The organism is Glycomyces sp. YM15, from assembly GCF_016918015.1.
Classification (GTDB): Bacteria; Actinomycetota; Actinomycetes; order Mycobacteriales; family Micromonosporaceae; genus Glycomyces.
The window spans coordinates 1-17144 of record NZ_JAERMK010000012.1 but is presented as its reverse complement, the minus strand read 5'-3'; the positions used below and the strand labels follow the sequence as shown (position 1 = coordinate 17144).

16 protein-coding genes are annotated in these 17144 nt (G+C 69.7%); 7 read left to right on the top strand and 9 right to left on the bottom strand.

What is annotated here, in order from left to right; all coding sequences use genetic code 11:
• Nucleotides 1–14 precede the first annotated feature (14 nt).
• From JHY01_RS14355 to JHY01_RS14335, 5 genes are read right to left on the bottom strand one after another with little or no spacing between them, the layout of a single operon-like run.
• Nucleotides 15–1067: a LacI family DNA-binding transcriptional regulator gene (locus tag JHY01_RS14355; RefSeq protein WP_205326343.1), complete on the bottom strand. Its 1053-nt coding sequence runs from the start codon at nucleotides 1065–1067 to the stop codon at nucleotides 15–17.
• Entirely contained in the window at nucleotides 1048–2274 is a 1227-nt protein-coding gene (locus JHY01_RS14350) for an arabinogalactan endo-1,4-beta-galactosidase (RefSeq protein WP_205326342.1), read from the bottom strand. Before JHY01_RS14350 ends, JHY01_RS14355 begins: the two co-directional genes overlap by 20 nt.
• A 41-nt stretch (nucleotides 2275–2315) precedes the next feature.
• The gene (locus tag JHY01_RS14345; protein ID WP_205326341.1) at nucleotides 2316–3206 is read right to left on the bottom strand and encodes a sugar ABC transporter permease; all 891 of its coding nucleotides are present in this window, start codon (nucleotides 3204–3206) and stop codon (nucleotides 2316–2318) included.
• A 2-nt stretch (nucleotides 3207–3208) separates the two neighbouring features.
• Nucleotides 3209–4579: a carbohydrate ABC transporter permease gene (locus JHY01_RS14340; protein WP_205326340.1), complete on the bottom strand. Its 1371-nt coding sequence runs from the start codon at nucleotides 4577–4579 to the stop codon at nucleotides 3209–3211.
• Nucleotides 4580–4600: 21 nt separating this feature from the next.
• Nucleotides 4601–5950, bottom strand: a complete 1350-nt coding sequence (locus JHY01_RS14335) for an extracellular solute-binding protein (protein WP_205326339.1) — start codon at nucleotides 5948–5950, stop codon at nucleotides 4601–4603.
• A gap of 273 nt (nucleotides 5951–6223) precedes the next feature.
• Between JHY01_RS14335 and JHY01_RS14330 the strand changes: the two genes are divergently transcribed.
• The 5 genes from JHY01_RS14330 (at nucleotide 6224) to JHY01_RS14310 (ending at nucleotide 12390) form a co-directional block, all read left to right on the top strand.
• Nucleotides 6224–8203 carry a beta-galactosidase gene (locus JHY01_RS14330; protein ID WP_205326338.1) on the top strand — a complete coding sequence of 660 codons (1980 nt, stop codon included), beginning with the start codon at nucleotides 6224–6226 and terminating at the stop codon, nucleotides 8201–8203.
• Between the two features lie 67 nt (nucleotides 8204–8270).
• Nucleotides 8271–9386 carry an arabinogalactan endo-1,4-beta-galactosidase gene (locus tag JHY01_RS14325; RefSeq protein WP_205326337.1) on the top strand — a complete coding sequence of 372 codons (1116 nt, stop codon included), beginning with the start codon at nucleotides 8271–8273 and terminating at the stop codon, nucleotides 9384–9386.
• Between the two features lie 135 nt (nucleotides 9387–9521).
• The gene (locus JHY01_RS14320; protein ID WP_205326336.1) at nucleotides 9522–10667 is read left to right on the top strand and encodes an arabinogalactan endo-1,4-beta-galactosidase; all 1146 of its coding nucleotides are present in this window, start codon (nucleotides 9522–9524) and stop codon (nucleotides 10665–10667) included.
• Nucleotides 10668–10835: 168 nt separating this feature from the next.
• Entirely contained in the window at nucleotides 10836–11441 is a 606-nt protein-coding gene (locus tag JHY01_RS14315) for an isochorismatase family protein (protein WP_205326489.1), read from the top strand.
• Nucleotides 11442–11460: 19 nt separating this feature from the next.
• Nucleotides 11461–12390 (top strand): GlxA family transcriptional regulator, encoded by a 930-nt coding sequence (locus JHY01_RS14310; RefSeq protein ID WP_205326335.1) that lies wholly within the window; start codon nucleotides 11461–11463, stop codon nucleotides 12388–12390.
• Between the two features lie 34 nt (nucleotides 12391–12424).
• On the opposite strand, the gene JHY01_RS14305 is transcribed toward JHY01_RS14310, so the two are convergent.
• Nucleotides 12425–12796, bottom strand: a complete 372-nt coding sequence (locus JHY01_RS14305) for a DoxX family protein (protein ID WP_205326334.1) — start codon at nucleotides 12794–12796, stop codon at nucleotides 12425–12427.
• 126 nt (nucleotides 12797–12922) lie between these two features.
• Between JHY01_RS14305 and JHY01_RS14300 the strand changes: the two genes are divergently transcribed.
• Both JHY01_RS14300 and leuE read left to right on the top strand, forming a co-directional pair.
• Complete coding sequence (locus tag JHY01_RS14300; protein WP_205326333.1) at nucleotides 12923–13597, top strand: TetR/AcrR family transcriptional regulator; 675 nt, start codon at nucleotides 12923–12925, stop codon at nucleotides 13595–13597.
• Nucleotides 13598–13688: 91 nt separating this feature from the next.
• Nucleotides 13689–14339, top strand: coding sequence for a leucine efflux protein LeuE (gene leuE / locus JHY01_RS14295; protein ID WP_205326332.1), 651 nt, complete (start codon nucleotides 13689–13691; stop codon nucleotides 14337–14339).
• Nucleotides 14340–14348: 9 nt separating this feature from the next.
• Here leuE and JHY01_RS14290 read toward each other — a convergent pair whose 3' ends face one another.
• The 3 genes from JHY01_RS14290 to JHY01_RS14280 form a co-directional block, all read right to left on the bottom strand.
• On the bottom strand, nucleotides 14349–14789 hold the full coding sequence (locus tag JHY01_RS14290; protein ID WP_205326331.1) for a group II truncated hemoglobin: 441 nt from the start codon (nucleotides 14787–14789) through the stop codon (nucleotides 14349–14351).
• A gap of 126 nt (nucleotides 14790–14915) precedes the next feature.
• The gene (locus JHY01_RS14285; RefSeq protein ID WP_275889783.1) at nucleotides 14916–15125 is read right to left on the bottom strand and encodes a DUF1918 domain-containing protein; all 210 of its coding nucleotides are present in this window, start codon (nucleotides 15123–15125) and stop codon (nucleotides 14916–14918) included.
• Nucleotides 15126–15403: 278 nt separating this feature from the next.
• The gene (locus JHY01_RS14280; protein WP_205326329.1) at nucleotides 15404–16462 is read right to left on the bottom strand and encodes an AI-2E family transporter; all 1059 of its coding nucleotides are present in this window, start codon (nucleotides 16460–16462) and stop codon (nucleotides 15404–15406) included.
• Between the last annotated feature and the right edge of the window lie 682 nt (nucleotides 16463–17144).

The window sequence follows — 17144 nt, the reverse complement described above, 5'->3', positions numbered from 1 at the left end:
GAGCCGGGCCGGCGTCAGGCGCTGTCGCGGACGATCAGCTCGGTCGGCAGGATCACGGGTTCGACCTCCTCATCGTCCAGCAGGGCGATGAGCAGTCGGACGGTCTCCTCCGCGACCTTCGCGAGGGGCTGGCGGACCGTCGTCAGCGCGGGGCGGGTCGCCGACGCGATCGCCGAGTCGTCGAAGCCGCCCACGGCCACGTCCTCGGGGACCCGGCGTCCGGCCGCGTGCAGCGCCTGCAACGCGCCGGCGGCCATGAGGTCGGAGGCGACGAACACCGCGTCGAGGTCCGGCACGTTCCGCAGCAGCCGCCGCATGGCGGCCTCGCCGCCGGCCTGCGTGTAGTCGCTGTGCACGACCATCTGCTTCCCGGCCTTCCGGCCGAGCACCCCGGTGAAGCCCTCCAGGCGAAGCGAACCGCCCGGCGTGTCGAGCGGGCCCGTGATCATGCCGATCTTCCGGCGCCCCTGCTCGACCAGGTATTCGGCCATGGCGCGAGCGCCGCCGCGCTCGTCCGCCGCGGCGTAGGGGATGACCGACTCGCGTCCGAGGACCGCGCCCAAGGCGACCGCCGGCACGCCCGCCCGCTCGATCTCGTCGAGCAGCGGGTCCCCCGCATGGGTCGAGATGAGCAGCGCGCCGTCCGCGTGGCCGCCGCGCAGGTAGCGCGCCACCCGGTCGCGGCCGCCGTCGTCCCCGGCGATCATGAGCACCAGCGACATGTCCCGTTCGGCGAGCTGATTCGTGGCCACCCGCATGAGCACCGAGAAGTTCGGGTCCTCGAACAGGCGCTCCTGCGGCTCCGAGAGCACCATGACGATCGAACCGGTCCGGCTCGTCTTCAGGCTCCGCGCGGCCCGGTTGACCACGTACCCGGTCTCGGCGACCGCGCGGCGCACCGCCGCCTCCGCCGACAGCGAGACGTTCGCCTTGCCGTTGAGGACGCGGGAGACCGTGCCGCGCGAGACGCCCGAGGCCTCGGCCACGTCGTGGATCGTCGGTCGTTTCCGTGTCAAGATGCTCAGCTCTCCCTTGTGTCTCACTCGATTATCGCTCGCCCCGGCCATCACCACGGGCGGAGGCCCGCTCCGAAGCGCCGGCCGAGCGGTGTGCGGGGAGGCCGCCCAAGGGGACGGCGACCGCTCCGCCGCCCGCACCGCCGCCGAGCGCCCGCAGCGACGGCAGCGCGTTCCCGTCGAAGTCGAACAGCGCCTGGTTGGCCCACGAGCTGCCGGACTCGTCGACCACGTCGTCGCCGTACTCCATCCCGGCCCGCGAAGCCCAGGTGGTGCCCGCTACCGGGAGCCACGCGGGCTCCCAGTAGACGATGCCCAGGCCGCGCCCGCCGGGAACGTCGTCCACAGTGGCATACAGGTCGCGCAGGAACGCGGCCTGGCCCTCCGGCGAGGCCGGATAGCCGCCCGCCTCGGCCAGCTCCGGTGTGAACACCTGGTGGTGCCCGGCCGGGGACGCCCCCGTCCACGCGTACGCCGTCTCGACCACCACGAGGTCCTTGCCGTAGCGCAAGGCGAGGTCGTTCAGGTTGGCGCCCAAGTCCTTCAGGGAGCCGTGCCAGTACGGGTAGTAGGACAGGCCGATCACGTCGAAGTCCAGGCCGCGCACCGCGGCCTGGTCGAACCAGCCGCGGTACAGCTCGTTGGCGCCGCCGAAGTCGAGGTGGATCATCACCCGGGCATCGCCCGCCGCGCGCACGGCCGCGACACCGGCGTGCAGCAGCCCGGTGAGCCGGTCGAACGCGGCCGCGTCCTCGCCCTCGAAGCGGCGCTCGGCATCGATGAACCTGGGCGTCCCGCCTTCCGGCCAGAGCATCCCGTTCGTGATCTCGTTGCCCACCTGCACCATGTCCGGAGCGGCGTCCGCCGCCGCGAGCGCGGCGAGCACATCGGAGGTCCAGTCGCGCACGCGCGTTTCGAGTGCCTCACCACTGAAGCCGCGCCACGCCTTCGGCGTGGACTGCTTCTTCGGGTCGGTCCAGAAGTCCGAGTAGTGCAGGTCGAGCAGGACCGCGTGACCCGCCGCCTTGGCGCGGCGGGCCAGCGCGATCGTCGTCGCCAGGTCGTTCGTGCCGCCCATGTACGGCGCGCCGGACTCGTCGCGCGGGTCCACCCACAGGCGCAGGCGGATCCAGTTGACGCCTTGCGAGGCGAGGAGCTCGAAGAGGTCGTGCGCCGTGCCGTCGGCGCGGAAGACCGCGCCGAGCTGTTCGATCTCGGCGGTCATCGAGACGTCGGCGCCGCGAATGGGAGCGAGCATCGCCCTCGGCGAAGCTTGCGAGCCGTAAATGTGCACAGCCCTCATCCCTTCTCGGCCCCGGCGCTCGCGCCGGTCACCAGGTAGCGCTGGAGGACGATGTAGAGGATCGTGATCGGCAGGGCGAGCACCACGGCGCCGGCGGCGAACGTGGTGTACGAGTTGGCGTACTCGGAGCTGATCATGTTGAACAGGCCGAGGGCCACGGTCTGCTTGTCCGCGCTCTGCAGCACCAGCCGGGGCAGGATGAAGTCCATCCACGGCAGCGTGAACTGCGTGATCGCCACGAACGTGAGCATCGGCCGCATGAGCGGCAGGATGATCTTCACGAAGATCGTGAGGCGCCCGGCCCCGTCGATCGCGGCGGCCTCGTCGAGACTCGCGGGCAGGTTGTCGGTGTAGCCCTTCATGAGCCAGATGTTGTACGGCAGGGCGCCGGCGATGCTCACCAGCGCGAGTCCGGTGAGGGAGTCCAGCAGCCCGAAGTTCAGGAAGAGCATGTACACCGCGATGGCGGCCAGGAAGGCCGGGAACATCTGCAGGATGAGGATGCTCAGCAGGCCCGCTTTGCGGCCCTTGAACTTGACGCGCGAGAACACGAACCCGCAGACGGCCGCGAGCGCGACCGAGCCGACCATGTTGAGCACGGCGACGTAGAGCGAGTTGAGGTACCAGCGGCCGTAGGAGGTCTCGGTGAAGAGGTCCGCGTAGTGGGCGATGGTCGCCTCGGACGGGAACGGCGAGACCTCGCCGAGTCCGTCGCCCGGGCTCAGGGAGGCGCCGACGACCCACAGGAGCGGGAAGATCACGAGACAGGCGACGACGACGAGTTCGACGTGGATGAGGGCCGTGGAGAGGCCTTCGCGGCGGCCGGTCCGGCGGCGGGCTGCGGGGGCGGCGGTGCGGGGCGCGGCGCGCTCGGCAGTCTTGGTCATGGTCAAAGCTCCCGAATCGCCTTGGAGCGGTTGAGGTTCCACACGGAGATCGTGCCGACGATGAGGAAGATGAAGAGGCTCATCACGGCGCCGATGTTGTAGAGCTGGGTCTCGAACGTGAGCTTGAACAGCCAGGTGACGAGCAGGTCGGTGCTGCCCGCGAACCGGTAGTCGGCGTTGTCGGGGCCGCCTTCGGTGAGGAAGTAGACCACGCCGAAGTTGTTGAAGCTGGACACGAACGAGAGGATGAGCAGCGGCGCGACGGTCTTGTGGACCACCGGCAGGGTGATGTGGCGCAGCTGCTGGAGGGCGCTGGCGCCGTCCATGCGGGCGGCCTCGTAGTAGCTGGCGTCGATGTTGGTGAGCACGCCGCCGACGAGGGCCATGAAGAACGGGAAGGTGAGCCACAGGTTGATGAGGAGCACCACGGCTCGGGCGAGGTTCGGATTCGAAGCGTCGGTGAACCAGTAGACGCGGTCGTCGGTGAGGCCGACGTCGACGAGCCACTGGCTGATGGGGCCGAACTGGCCGTTGAACATGGAGCGGAACACCAGGGCCGAGACGATGGCGGGGACCGCCCAGGGCAGCAGGAAGATCGAGCGCCACACGCGCGGGAACTTGACCTTCTTGTCGGCGAGGAGCACGGCCTGGAAGAAGCCGAGCGCGTAGGAGGCGACGGTGGTGACGAGCGCGAACACGAACGTCCAGGCTAGGACGCCGAGGAAGGTGTCGGTCCAGGCGGAGCCGGAGAGGATCGCGCCGAAGTTGTCGAAGCCGACCCATTCGACGAGGTTCTTGGGGGGCAGGTGGTCGCGGTTGTAGTTGGTGAAGGCGACGAGGATGACGAACAGGACCGGCAGCACGGACATGAACACGACGAGCACGAGGCCCGGGGAGAGCATGATGTACGCGAACGCGCTCTCCCACAGCCGCCGGTAGTAGGACACGGAGGATTCGCGGGGGCCGCCGGCGCCCAGCGCGGTGCGGTAGGCGGCGGCGTCGCGGATGCCCCAGATCCAGATGATCGCCAGGAGGGCGAGGACGAGCAGCGCGATGAGGCCGCTGGCCAGGAGGGTGATGGAGTTGTCGCCTTCGGAGAGCCCGGTCAGGGTCATCTGCCGGGACTGGGTGCCGAGGGTGAACAGGCCCCACAGGCCCTTGACGAAGAACCCGCCGTTGCCGCGCGGCGTGAAGTCCATTCCGGCGTAGTAGTTGCCGGAGGCGATCTCCCAGCCGACCAGGCCTGCGAAGAACGCGAAGTAGAAGGCGGCTTTGCCCGCCTGGCGGTTGATCAGCTGGCCGGCCCCCCACACCAGTGCCGAGGCGAGGCCCGGCACCAGTGCGGGGAGCTTGCTGCTTGGAGCGTTGCTCATCGTGTGAGGGTTCCTAGTTTCCTAGAGTCCGTGCAGCTCGTTGTAGGTGTCGACGGCCTTGGTCTGGGCGTCGGCGGCGGAGCTCAGGGAGTCCCACACGTCGACGGCGAGGGTGTTGCCGACCTCCCAGAAGTACTCGGGGACCTGCGGGATGAGGTCGGCTTGGGCGGACTGCTCGACGATGCCGGCGACGTGGGGGTCGTCGGCGAGGCCTTCGATGCCCGCGAGCAGGTCCGCGTTGAGGGCCGGGATCTGGCCGGTCGCGGCGTAGAGCGCGGCGGCGCCGGCGTCGGAGGCGAGGAAGGCCGCGAAGACTCGGGCGGCGGCCGGGTACTTGGTGTAGCCGGAGACGACGGCGGTGTGCATGCCGGCGAAGGAGCTGGCGGGCTGGCCGCCGTTGACGCTCGGCAGCACGGTCACGCCGTATTCGAAGCCGTTGGCCTCGGCGCCCGCGTCGGAGTCGGCGAAGGCCCAGGGGCCGTTGATCGCGTAGGGGGTGTTGCCGGCGGCGAACTCCTGGCGGATGTTCTCCTCGGTGGCGTCGGCGGCGGGCACGTTGAAGACCTCGCGGAGGCCCGCGTAGTAGTCGAGGGCCTCGACGAGCAGCGGATCGTCGAAGTTCGGCTCGGCCGGGTCGAGGTCGGGGTAGAGCTGCCAGCCGACCGCGGAGAGGATCGAGTAGGCGTGGTAGATCTCGCCGGGGGTGAACTGGACGGTCCACCGGTTCTTGGACGAGTCGTTGTACTCGGCGGCGAGGGCCTTGATCTCCTCCCAGGTGGCGGCCGGGGCGTCGGAGCCGGTGAGCTCCTTGAGGAGGGTCTTGTTGTAGAACAGCGCGATCGATTCGGTGGTGACCGGGACGGCGTGCATGGTGCCGTCCTCGCCCCCGGAGACGACGCCGGTGAAGGTCTCGCTCATGCGGCCCTTGAGCACGGTCTCGTATTCGCCGAGGGGGGCGGCCACGCCCTGGTCGATGGCGCGGGACAGCTGGTCGTAGAAGGACATGTAGACGTCGGCGCCCTGGCCGGCCTCGCCGGCGGTGGTCATCTTCTCGACGGCGTCGTTCTGGGGCACGAGTTCGTACTCGACCTTCACGCCCTTGAACTGCTCGGTGAAGGCGGCGATGATCGCTTCGGCGACGTAGTCCTGCTCGAACCAGACCTTGAGGGCGGCCTTGCCGGAGGCGATGTCGTCCTCCATCACGTACTGCTGGGCGTCGGCGTCCCACTCGAGGCCGCCGCTCTGGGTGTTCTCGTCTTCCTCGGGGCCGCCGCACGCGGCGAGGGTTCCGGCCGCGGCGACGCCGCCGCCGAGGGCGAGGAGGTTGCGGCGGTTCAGGGAGGGTCCCGCGTGAGCACCTTTGCTGCGCATGTCAAGTCCTTGTCTCGGTGAGTGGTGGCCTGGTCGGCGCTGAGGGTATGAAGCGCGCCACCGGGCTGTGAACGATTACACGAATCTAGCGACTCATCATGCACTTAGCAACCAAGTTATGCACCTAATGTCTGCTTTTAGAGCAAAGATTCTTCATGAAACAATCACAATTTTGAAACAGCGCTCGACAGAACCTCAGGTTGCGCGATCGCTACGCGTCGAGTACTGTGCACGTTCACAGGCATTGATGCAAGGAACCTCACAGGAGACACGGTGCAGACCATTCGCTACGGAGGCGACTACAACCCCGAACAGTGGCCCGAGGAGGTCTGGCACGAGGACGTCCGCCTCATGCGCGAGGCGGGAGTGAACCTCGTCAGCCTCGGGATCTTCAACTGGGGCCTCATCGAGCCCGCCCCCGGCGAATACGACTGGACCGGCCTCGACAAGGTCATGAGTCTGCTGCATCAGAGCGGCATCGGCGTCGACCTGGGCACCCCCACCTCGGCCCCGCCCTCATGGCTGCGCCGCGCGCACCCCGAGATCCGCCTCGTCGACTTCGAGGGCCGCACCATGGCCTCGGGCTCGCGCCACGGCGTGTGCCCCTCGCACCCGGTCTACAACGACGCGTGCGCCTCCATCGTGGAGCAGCTCGCGGCCCGCTACGGCGAGCACCCCGCCGTCGAGATGTGGCACCTGCACAACGAGTACGGCTGGGCCAACGTTCAGTGCTACTGCGAGGTCTCCGCCGCGCATTTCCGCCGCTGGCTCGCCGACAAGTACGGCGACGTGGACGCGCTCAACGAGGCCTGGGGCACCGCCTTCTGGGGCCTGACCTACCGCGACTTCGACCAGGTCGAAGCCCCCGCGATCGCTCCGCCCGGCGTCAACCCCGCCCTGCAGCTCGACTGGATGCGCTTCTCGAACGACGCGCACATCGCCAACTACCGGCTCCAGCGAGCGATCATCGCGCGGCACTCCGCTGCCCCCGCGACCACGAACTTCATGGTGCCCAACTGCAAGGACATGGACTACTTCCGCTGGGCCGAGCATGTGGACGTCGTCTCCAACAACCACTACCTCATCGCCGAGCGCGAGGAGCACGAGATCGAGCTCGCCATGAGCGCCGACCTCACCCGCGCCGTCGCCGACGGCCCGTGGATGGTCATGGAGCACTCCACCTCCGCGGTGAACTGGCAGCCGCGCAACATCGCCAAGACCCCAGGCGAACTGCGCCGCAACTCGCTGTCGCATGTGGCGCGCGGCGCCGACGGCCTCATGTTCTTCCAGTGGCGGGCCTCACGCGCCGGGTCCGAGAAGTTCCACTCCGCGATGCTCCCCCACGGCGGCACCGACACCGAGGTGTGGCGCGACGTCGTCTCGCTCGGCAACGACCTCAAGAAACTCGCCACTGTGGTCGGCGCCGACGTGCGCGCGGACGTCGCGGTCCTGTGGGACTGGGAGTCCTGGTGGGCACTCGAACTCGAATGGCGCCCTTCGGTGGAGCTCGAGTTCCGCGAGCGCGTCGAGGCCTACTACACGTCGCTGTGGAAGCAGCACGTCACGGTCGACTTCGCCCACCCCGAGGCCGACCTGGGCCGCTACAAGGCCGTGATCGCACCGTCCTCGTACCTGCTCACCGCCGCGGCGGCGAAGAACCTCCGCGGGTACGTCGAAGGCGGCGGCCACCTGCTCGTCTCGTACTTCTCGGGGGTGGTCGACGAGCACGACACCGTCCACCCCGGCGCGCACGCGTCCGTGCTGCGGGAGACGCTCGGCCTGTGGATCGAGGAGTTCCACCCGGTCCACGAGGGCACCAGGCTCGCCCTCAGCCCGGGTGTCTCCGGTTCCCGCGCGAGCGGCCGCATCTGGTCCGAGCACGTGCGCCTCGACGGCGCGGAGTCCGTCGCGGCGTTCGCGGACGGCCCCGACGCCGGCCGTCCCGCGATCACGAGGCACCGCGTCGGCTCCGGCACCGCCTGGTACGCGGCCACCGCGCTCGATGACGCGACGGGCCTGCGCGAGCTCCTCGCCGAAGTCCTCGACACCGCCGGTGTCGCACGGCCGCGAGGCATCCCCGAAGGGATCGAAGCGGTCCGCCGCGGCCCCCTCAGTTTCCTGATCAACCACTCCGGTCAGGACCATCACGTCCCGGGCCTCCGGGGCACCGACGCCCTCACCGGCGCCGTCTACGCAGACGGCGTCCCGGTTCCCGCCGGCGAGGTCGTCGTCCTCGCGCACGCGGGGAACTGAACCCTTCCGCGGCCCGCGGGCCGCTCCCCCAATCGCAAGGCTCTACCTTCTCAAGGACGTGATCGCAATGAAGCGAAGAACTGCCCTCACCACCGCCGTCGCGGCGCTCGCCGCGCCGGCCCTGGCGCTCGGCGCGGCCGAGTCCGCCCAGGCCCAGACCTCGTTCGCACGCGGCGCCGACATCTCCAGCCTCGCCAAGTCCGAGGCCAAGGGCGGCGTGTACATGTGGGCCGACGGCTGGAGGGAGGACGCGATCTGGATCCTCCAGAAGAGCGGCGTCAACTGGATCCGCCTGAAGGTCTGGGTCGACCCCGCCGACGGCTACAACAACAAGACCCACGTCGTGAACGTCGCCAAGCGCGCCCGCGCGGCCGGGATGAACGTGCTCGTCGACTTCCACTACACCGACACCTGGGCCGACCCGGGCGCGCAGACCAAACCCGCGGCCTGGGCGAACTACAGTGTCGCGCAGCTGAAGACGGCGATCTACAACCACACCGCCGACGTCCTCGGAGCGCTGAGCGCCGCCGGCGCGGCCCCGCAGATGGTGCAGGTCGGCAACGAGCTCAACGCCGGGATGCTGTGGCCCACCGGCCGCTACGACCAGCTCGACAACCTCGCTCAGTTCCTCATCTCGGGCGCCGACGCCGTCCGCGCGACCGTGCCGGGCGCGAAGGTCATGCTGCACCTCGCCGAAGGCGGCAACAACTCGGTGTTCCGCTGGTTCTTCGACGCCATGCAGGCCCGCGGCGTCACGTGGGACACCATCGGCGCCTCGTACTACCCGTACTGGCACGGCTCGCTCTCGGGCCTGCAGTCGAACCTCAACGACATGGCCGCGCGCTACGGCAAGCCCGTCTACGTGGTCGAGACCGCGTACCCGTTCAACCCCGGCGACCGCGACGGCTTCGGCAACATCATCAGCGCCTCGACCCCCGTCTCCGGCTACCCGGCCAGCTACGCGGGGCAGCAGAACATGCTGACGGCGATCGCCAACGTGGTGAAGGCCGTGCCGAACGGCCGCGGCGCGGGCGTGTTCTGGTGGGAGGCCACCTGGACCGCGGTGGCGGGCAACGGCTGGGACCCGTACGACCCGAACAGCAAGAACGGCTGGGAGAACCAGGCCCTGTTCGACTTCGCGTGGAAGGCCACTCCGGCGCTGCGGACTCTCGGGACCCTCTAGACCCGACCCCCCGGCGGTCCGGGCCCGCGGCGCACTTCGCGGGCCCGGACCCCACTCCTCGATCCCTCGATCCCTCGATCCCTCGATCCCTCGATCCCTCGATCCCTCGATCCCTCGACGATTGGAACCGAATTCATGAAGCGCAGAACCGCCCTCACCGCCGCCGGGGCCGGCGTCCTCGGCCTCGGTGCGGCCGCCGCCGCTACCCCCGCCCTCGCCGAAACGCTCGGCGACGATGCCCGCCGGCACTCGAAGCGCGGCTTCGTCCGCGGCGCCGACATCTCCGGCCTCATCAAGAACGAGGACTTCGGCGCGGTCTACCGCCGCGCCGACGGCCGCCGCGGCGACGCCGTGAAGATCCTCGCCGAGAACGGTATCGACTGCATCCGCGCCAAGGTGTGGGTCGACCCCGCCGACGGCTACAACACCAAGACCCAGGTGGTCGAACTCGGCAAGCGCGCCAAGCGGGCCGGGATGGACCTCCTCGTCGACTTCCACTACTCGGACACGTGGGCCGACCCGGGCAAGCAGTACAAGCCCGCGGCGTGGACCGCGATGAGCTTCGCCGACCTGAAGACCGCCGTGTACGAGCACACCGCCGACGTGCTCGGCGCGCTCAAGGACGCCGGCGTCAAGCCGGGCCTCGTGCAGGTCGGCAACGAGACCAACGGCGGGCTCATCTGGCCCGACGGCCGCTGGGACCAGCTCGAGCAGATGGCCGAGCTCCTGACCGCCGGATGCGACGCGGTCGCGGACGTCCTTCCGAAGGCGCAGACCATCCTGCACCTCGCCGAGGGCGGCAACAGCGGCGCGTTCCAGTGGTTCTTCGACAACGCGGTGGCGAACGGCGTGCCGTTCCACGCGATCGGCGCGTCGTTCTACCCGTACTGGCACGGCGAGCTGTCCGGGCTGGCCGCGAACCTGAACGACCTCGCGACCCGATACGGCAAGCCGCTGTACGTGGTCGAGACCGCGTACCCGTTCACGACCGGGGACTCGGACGGGTTCGCGAACATCGTGACCGACCCCGAGCCGGTGGCGGGCTTCCCGTCGAGCCCCGAGAACCAGTCGTACTGGATCGAGGCGATCGCCGACGTCGTCAAGGCCGTGCCGAACGGGCTCGGCAAGGGCCTGTTCTGGTGGGAGGCCACCTGGACGGGCGTCGCGGGCGCCGGCTGGGACCCGGCCGACCCCGCCAGCGGCAACGGCTGGGAGAACCAGGCCCTGTTCGACTTCGACGGCAAGGCGCTCCCCGGGCTTCGGACTCTGGGCAGCCTGTAGCCAACCCCTCAATGGACGGCCGTGCCGTCCGATCCGATGCAGTCCGACGGGGTCGAGACCGGGCTGGAGAGGATCGGGCGGCACGGCTTCTTCACTGACCAGATCGTTCCGCTGCACGGCGCGATCGTGTCTGGCCGCATGGGCCTCGCGGGCGCGAGCATTGACCGCATGAGAACCGCACTCTTCGTCGTCGACGCCCAGGAATCCTTCCGCCGGCGCCCCATGTGGACAGCCATGTCGAACCCCGACCTCGCCGCGTCGGTCAATCCGCTCGTCGAGACCGCCCGCGACAACGGCGACCTGGTGGTGTGGGTACGCCACATCGAACCGGGCACCGGCACCGTGTTCGACCCGGCGCGCGGCTTCATCGAGTACCTGCCCGGGCTCAAACCCCTTGCGGGCGAACCGGAGCTGTTCAAGACCTCGCACAACCCGTTCACCACGACGAACGCGCAGCAGCTGCTGGTGCAGCATGACGTCGGCGAGGTCGCGGTGACCGGCATCCGCACCGAGCAGTGCTGCGAGACGACCGCGCGGGTCGCCTCGGACCTGGGATACCGGACCGTGTTCGTCACGGACGCCACCTCGACGAACCCGATCGAGCACCGCGACGCGCCACAGGGCCGGAGCCTGGAGGAGATCCTCGCGGATCCGCGCACGCTCGGGACGGACGCGATCATCGAGCGGACCGAGTACGCGCTGGCGGGCCGTTTCGCGACGGTGACGCGAGTGGACGCGCTGGTGCGCGAGTGGCAGGATCGTGCTTCCGGGTGAGGTGAGCGAAGGGGGTGCCGTGTCCGAGGTGGTGTTCCTGCTGGTGCCGAAGCTGCACCTGCTCGATCTGGCGGGCGCGGCGCAGGTCTTCTCGACCGCGGAGGACGTGCTGACCGAGGCGGGCGGATCCTCGGCATATCGGCTGCGGTACGTCGCGGCGTCGCCGGAGGTGCCTACGGCCCAAGGGCTTCCGGTGCGGGCGGAGACGGCGTGGCCCGAACTCGGCCCCGCGGATCTGGTCCTGGTGCCGGGCTGGCGCTCCCCTGGGACCGCCGGCGCGCCGCGGCTCTCCGCGTCGCAGGCGGAGCACCTGTTCGAGCATCATCGCCGCGGCGGCACGGTCGCGAGCGTCTGCTCGGGCGCGTTCGCGCTCGGACAGGCGGGGCTGCTCGACGGGCGCCGGTGCACGACGCACCACGACCTGCAGGAGGAGTTGGCGAGGCGTTTCCCTGACGCTGCAGTAATACGTGACGTCCTGTTTACGGAGGACGACCGCGTGGTGACCTCCGCGGGGATCGCGAGCGGCATCGACCTGGCGCTGCATCTGGTGGCGGTGCGTCACGGGCCCGCCGTGGCGGGGCGGGTGGCGCGCGAGATGGTGGTGTTCGCGCGCCGCAACGGCGACGAACCGCAGGCGAGTGCGATGCTGCGGCACCGCTCGCACCTCTCGGATGCGGTGCACCGGGTCCAGGACCGCATCGAGGCCCGGTTCGCGGAACCCCTGCGGCTCCCCGATCTCGCGGCCGAGTCGGGGGTCTCGCAGCGGACGCTCACGCGGCGGTTCGCGGAGGCGACGGGCATGTCGCCGCTGCAGTACCAGTCGGTGCTGCGGCTCGAGCGCGCCGAGCACCTGATCGGCCAGGGCGCGACGGTCGACGCGGCGGCGCGGGCGGTCGGCTTCGCGGACGCGAGGATGCTCAGGCGGCTGCGGGCCGGCGCGAGGAGGTGAACGGCGGCGGGCCCGGGGCGCGCCGCCGGTTCGGCTAGAACGAGTAGGGCCCGAACCGGCCCCAGACGATGACCGCCGCGATGAGCAGGATGACGGCGTTGACCACGATGCTCGAGTACTCGCCCTTGCGGATGTGGTAGATCGCGGCGAACACCATGATGAGTCCGAGGCCGACGGCGGCGAGCGGGGTGAGGGTCACCGCGATGCCGGTGAGCGCGGGCAGGACGAGGCCGAGCGCGCCGGCGATCTGCGAGGCGCCGATGAGCTTGACCGTCCCTGCGGAGAAGTCGTTCACCCAGGTGAGGTTCGGGGCGAGCTTCTCCTTGGGCTGGGTGGCCTTCATCGTGCCGGCGGCGAGGAAGGCGGCGGCGAGCAGGCCTTGCAGAATCCAGAGGAACACGTTCATGCGGGAGGTCTCCTTGAGAGGCGGGTGGTTCGGGCCGCTCCGGTAAGTGGAGCGACCTATCCGTTAAACGTCGGCCAGTGTAACAACACAAGCGGATAGGTCATTCCACTTGGTTAGGATGTGCGCATGGAACCGAGCTCTGAGAGCGGCATGTGCAAGCGCGCCCGGCGGCTTCGCAGCGACGCCGAGCAGAACCGCGACCGGATCATCGAGGCGGCTCGGAATGTCTACCGGCGCGAAGGGCTCGGCGCGTCGATGGCGAGCATCGCCCGCGCGGCCGGGGTCGGCATCGCGACGCTCTTCCGGCGGTTCCCCACCCGCATGGAGCTGATCGCGGCGGTGTTCGAGGAGCCCATGCGCCGCAACCGGGACGCCGCGGTGGCGGCCCGGGACGAGGACAGCGCCTGGGAGGGCTTCCGGGGCTATGTCGAGACCGTGTGCGCGCTGCAGGCGGTCAACCGCGGGTTCGCGGAGGTCCTCACCATGAACTACGGCACGGCGAAGGTGCTCGAACGCCAGCGCCAGGAGGCGTTCGAGGCGTTCACGGAGCTGATCGGCCGGGCGAAGCGGGAGGGCCGGCTGCGGGAGGACTTCTCCCCTGAAGACCTGCCGATCCTGCTGATGGCCAATGCGGGCGTGTTGGGGGCCGTGGGGGATGCGGGGCCGGCGGCGTCGAAGCGGCTGGTCGGCCAGATGCTGCGGGCGTTCTCGGAGAGCGGGTCCGAGCCGCTCCCGCCCGCGCCGGGGCCGAAGGAGCTGTTGCGCGGCATGGTGCGGCAGCGGCGGGCCGGCGGTGGGTGAGATCGCGGTTGCCGGTGCGGTTCGGGCGGTCATAGACTGGCGGGGTTTCACGCTCCTTGCCCCGCTGTCAGGCCTCTGAGAGGAACCGCCCGTGTTCGGCACCGTCGACCTGTGGACTTATGTCGTGGCCACCGTGCTCATCATCCTGCTGCCGGGGCCGAACTCGCTGTATGTGCTGTCGGTGGCGTCGCGGAAGGGGCGGCGGGCCGGGTTCCAGGCGGCGGCGGGGGTGTTCCTCGGCGACTCGGTGCTGATGGTGGCCTCGGCCGCCGGTCTCGCGTCGATGTTCGCTGCGTCGCCGGTGCTGTACAACCTGGTGCGGTGGGCGGGTGTCGCGTATCTGGCGTTCCTCGCGTTCGGGCTGATCCGCGGCGGGGTGCGGACCTGGCGGTCGGCGCGTCGCGGCGAGCCGTCGGCGGTGCGGGCCGTGGAGGCGGAGAAGGCGGGTGAGCGGCCGTTCATGCGCGCGTTGATCGCGAGTCTGCTGAACCCGAAGGCCATCTTGTTCTTCGTGGCGTTCTTCGTGCAGTTCGTGGATCCGGGTTATGCGTGGCCGGTGCTCAGTTACGGGGTGCTGTTCGTGATCCTGCAGGCTTGCTCGATGGTGTACCTGTCGACGCTCATCGTCGCGGGTGACGGACTGGCGCAGACGTTCCGGCGCCGCAGGCGCTTGGCCGCGGCGGGCAACGGCTTCGTAGGCGCCGTGATGATCGCTTTCGCCGCCAAGCTCGCCACGGGCTGAGGCCCGCCGCTAGGGCCAGCGCGGCACCTCCTGGCAGGGGTGCAGGTCGTCGTCGCCTGCGGCGTGCGAGTTCACTTGGGCGACTTCGGTGCCGAAGACGATGTAGTCGTGGAGCGAGGTCCGGAGCTTCGGGTCGGCGGGTCCGTGTTCGGTGACGGCGCGGTCGAAGAGTTCGATGAACCGGTCGCGCTGGTCGTCGGTGATGGCGAGCCCGCGGTGGGCGGTGAGGAGCGTGTCGAAACCGCCGAGGTCGTCGGTGTAGCGGGTGGGTCCGCCGAAGACTTCGGCGAGGAACGCGGTGAGGTGGTCGACGTGGTGGGGTGCACCCGCGCCGAACAGGGGTTGGAGGACCGGGTCCTTGAGGACCGATCCGTAGAAGGCCTCGACGGTCTTGCCCAGTGCTTCGCCGCCGATCTGCTCGAAGATCGCGGTGGTCTCGCCGTCGGCCATGGGGGTGCGTCCTTTCGCGGGTGGAGCCCTTGGCGCCCAAGGGCTCCGGTCCCTCGACTGTAGCCGGTCCCGCCGACGGGGCCGCGACGGCGCGGTCGCTCGGGGTGTCGCGGCTGCGGCCGGCGGTCAGCCGGTGCCGCGCTCGTCGTGGTGTTCGACGACGCAATCCGATTCGGGGGCGACGACGGCTTCGTGCCCGTTGTCGTGGCGTACGCGGTAGGGCGGCTGCCCGTCTTCCCCGAGTACCGCTACGACCTCCGCGGTGTGTTCTTTCATGCCGACCTGGCGTCCTCTGAAACGCAGTCGGTCGCCCACTTTCGCTCGCACAGTCCTCATCTCCTCTGATGCATTCGACGCTTGGCTTCGTGCTTTCCGAGGGCTGGTCCTTCAAGTCTAGGTGCATTGCCGGTGCCCGTGCCGCTTCTCCGTTCGAGCCGTCGAACGGGCCGGCGGGACGGTCCCGGGGTGGGGCCGAGCCGCCGCTTCGGCCTTGCGCTCGGGGGCGTTCGCTGAGGGCAGGGGGGCGGACCGGCATGAGCCGCCTGTCCTGGACGTGAAGACGAGGCCGGGGCGGGTGCGGGTAGGCGCCTCCGGCCTCGTCGTGTCCGGTGGGATCAGGAGTTGTCGAGGCGCGGGATCACGATCTCCTTGCCGATCAAGCGGATCGCGGCGTAGACGGGCACCGACAGGACGATGCCGACGACGCCGAAGAGGGTGCCGCCGACGAGCACGGCGACGATCGCCGCCAGGTTCGAGACCTTGACGGCGCTGCGCATCACGGTCGGGTAGATGACCCAGTTCTCCAGTTGCTGGTAGGCGATGAAGAAGATCGCCGAGGCCACGGCCGTCATGGGAGAGACGGCGAGTGCCACGAGCGTGACGACGACGGCGCCGATGGTGGCGCCGATCTGCGGGATGAGGTCGAGCAGTGCGACCAGGAGCGCCAGCAGCGCGCCGTACGGGATGCCCGCGATGGCCATGAAGATCCACGACGAGATCCCGGCGAGCGCCCCGATGGCGAGCGCGCCGATGAGGTAGGCGCCGATCTGGCGGAGGATGCCGTCGATGATCCGGTCGGTCTGCTCGCGCTGGGAGGCGGCGAAGAGCCGGACCATGCCTCTGCGGAGCTGGACGTAGGAGGCGAGGATGAAGACGGTCAGCAGGATCGTGGTGACCGTCCACACCAGACCGCCGAAGAAGGAGGCGACGCCACCGGCGACGCCGCCGAACACCTTGGTCATGTTCTCGGCGGTCAGCACGCCTTCGGCGCGTTTGAGCAGGCCGTCCTCGCCGCCGAAGCGGTCGGCGAGGGCGCTGTCCATGAGGGTCTGGTAGTAGGTGGGCGCCTTCTCGATGAACTCGGCGGACTCGCGGGCGATCGCGGGGATGATCGCGGCGATGCCGCCGCAGAAGACGATGGCGACGCCGAGGAAGAGGAGGGTCATCGCGAGCCAGCGGGGCAAGCCGCGATTGGTCATGCCGCCGACGATGCGCTCGAGGCCGACCGCGAGGAACGCGGCGACGATGAGTGCCATGATGACGGTGCCGAGCTCTTGGACGGCCCACACGGCGGCGGTGGCGACGGCCAGACCTACGCCGAAGAGGACGCCTGCGGTGAGCGGCGGGGTGTTCGCGAGACTTCTGCGCAGGGGCAATCCGGGTTTCTCAGCCATGGGAGGTTTCTAGCAGACACCGTCTCGCACCGGGGTCCGGCACACGGCCGGTGCCGCTCCGTCCTCACTCCCGGGGAGACGCGCCCGTGTGCCGCGTCCCCCCGGGGTCGTCTCGCCGGCGCAGCCCGCGCGGTGGCGGCGGGCCGCCGGTCAGCCCCCGGTCGCAGTGGGCCGGCCCCAGGCGCGGTCGCCGATGAGCGACAGCGCCGCCGGGAGCAGCACGCCGCGCACGAGCGTCGCGTCGATGAGGATCGCCAGCGGCAGGCGGCGCCGATCGACAGGAGGTTGAGGGCGATCGAGGCGAGCGGGAGGACCCAGGAGCGGAAGGTGACGGCGATACGGGTCGCGGTGTCGTCGAAGGCGTTCGGGAGGGCTTCGTCGCGCAGGTATGCCAGGGCGGCGTCGGCTTCGGTCCGGTGATGTCGCCGGCGAGGGGGACGCGGATGACGAGGAGGTCGCCGAGTGCGGTGGTGCAACACCTGCCAATAGATGTTGGCAAGTGCAGTCAACAGCTTGCATGCTGCGCGCCGGGCACGCGAAAGGGCCGGTGGCAGTCTTGGGTTCTAGGAGTCGTTGCAACACCTTGATCTACAAGGGATTGCGATGGACTTCCAGATCCGTCAGAACCGGACCAAAGCTCAGGGCCCGAGGAAGCTGACCGCGGAGCGGCATGCTTTCCTGC

Excerpts from the sequence above, each read along its gene's own strand:
- JHY01_RS14355 (WP_205326343.1), bottom strand. The coding sequence starts at position 1,067 with ATGGCCGGGGCGAGCGATAATCGAGTGAGACACAAGGGAGAGCTGAGC.
- JHY01_RS14350 (WP_205326342.1), bottom strand. The coding sequence starts at position 2,274 with ATGCTCGCTCCCATTCGCGGCGCCGACGTCTCGATGACCGCCGAGATC.
- JHY01_RS14345 (WP_205326341.1), bottom strand. The coding sequence starts at position 3,206 with ATGACCAAGACTGCCGAGCGCGCCGCGCCCCGCACCGCCGCCCCCGCA.
- JHY01_RS14340 (WP_205326340.1), bottom strand. The coding sequence starts at position 4,579 with ATGAGCAACGCTCCAAGCAGCAAGCTCCCCGCACTGGTGCCGGGCCTC.
- JHY01_RS14335 (WP_205326339.1), bottom strand. The coding sequence starts at position 5,950 with ATGCGCAGCAAAGGTGCTCACGCGGGACCCTCCCTGAACCGCCGCAAC.
- JHY01_RS14325 (WP_205326337.1), top strand. The coding sequence starts at position 8,271 with ATGAAGCGAAGAACTGCCCTCACCACCGCCGTCGCGGCGCTCGCCGCG.
- JHY01_RS14320 (WP_205326336.1), top strand. The coding sequence starts at position 9,522 with ATGAAGCGCAGAACCGCCCTCACCGCCGCCGGGGCCGGCGTCCTCGGC.
- JHY01_RS14315 (WP_205326489.1), top strand. The coding sequence starts at position 10,836 with ATGAGAACCGCACTCTTCGTCGTCGACGCCCAGGAATCCTTCCGCCGG.
- JHY01_RS14305 (WP_205326334.1), bottom strand. The coding sequence starts at position 12,796 with ATGAACGTGTTCCTCTGGATTCTGCAAGGCCTGCTCGCCGCCGCCTTC.
- JHY01_RS14300 (WP_205326333.1), top strand. The coding sequence starts at position 12,923 with ATGGAACCGAGCTCTGAGAGCGGCATGTGCAAGCGCGCCCGGCGGCTT.
- JHY01_RS14290 (WP_205326331.1), bottom strand. The coding sequence starts at position 14,789 with ATGGCCGACGGCGAGACCACCGCGATCTTCGAGCAGATCGGCGGCGAA.
- JHY01_RS14285 (WP_275889783.1), bottom strand. The coding sequence starts at position 15,125 with ATGAGGACTGTGCGAGCGAAAGTGGGCGACCGACTGCGTTTCAGAGGA.
- JHY01_RS14280 (WP_205326329.1), bottom strand. The coding sequence starts at position 16,462 with ATGGCTGAGAAACCCGGATTGCCCCTGCGCAGAAGTCTCGCGAACACC.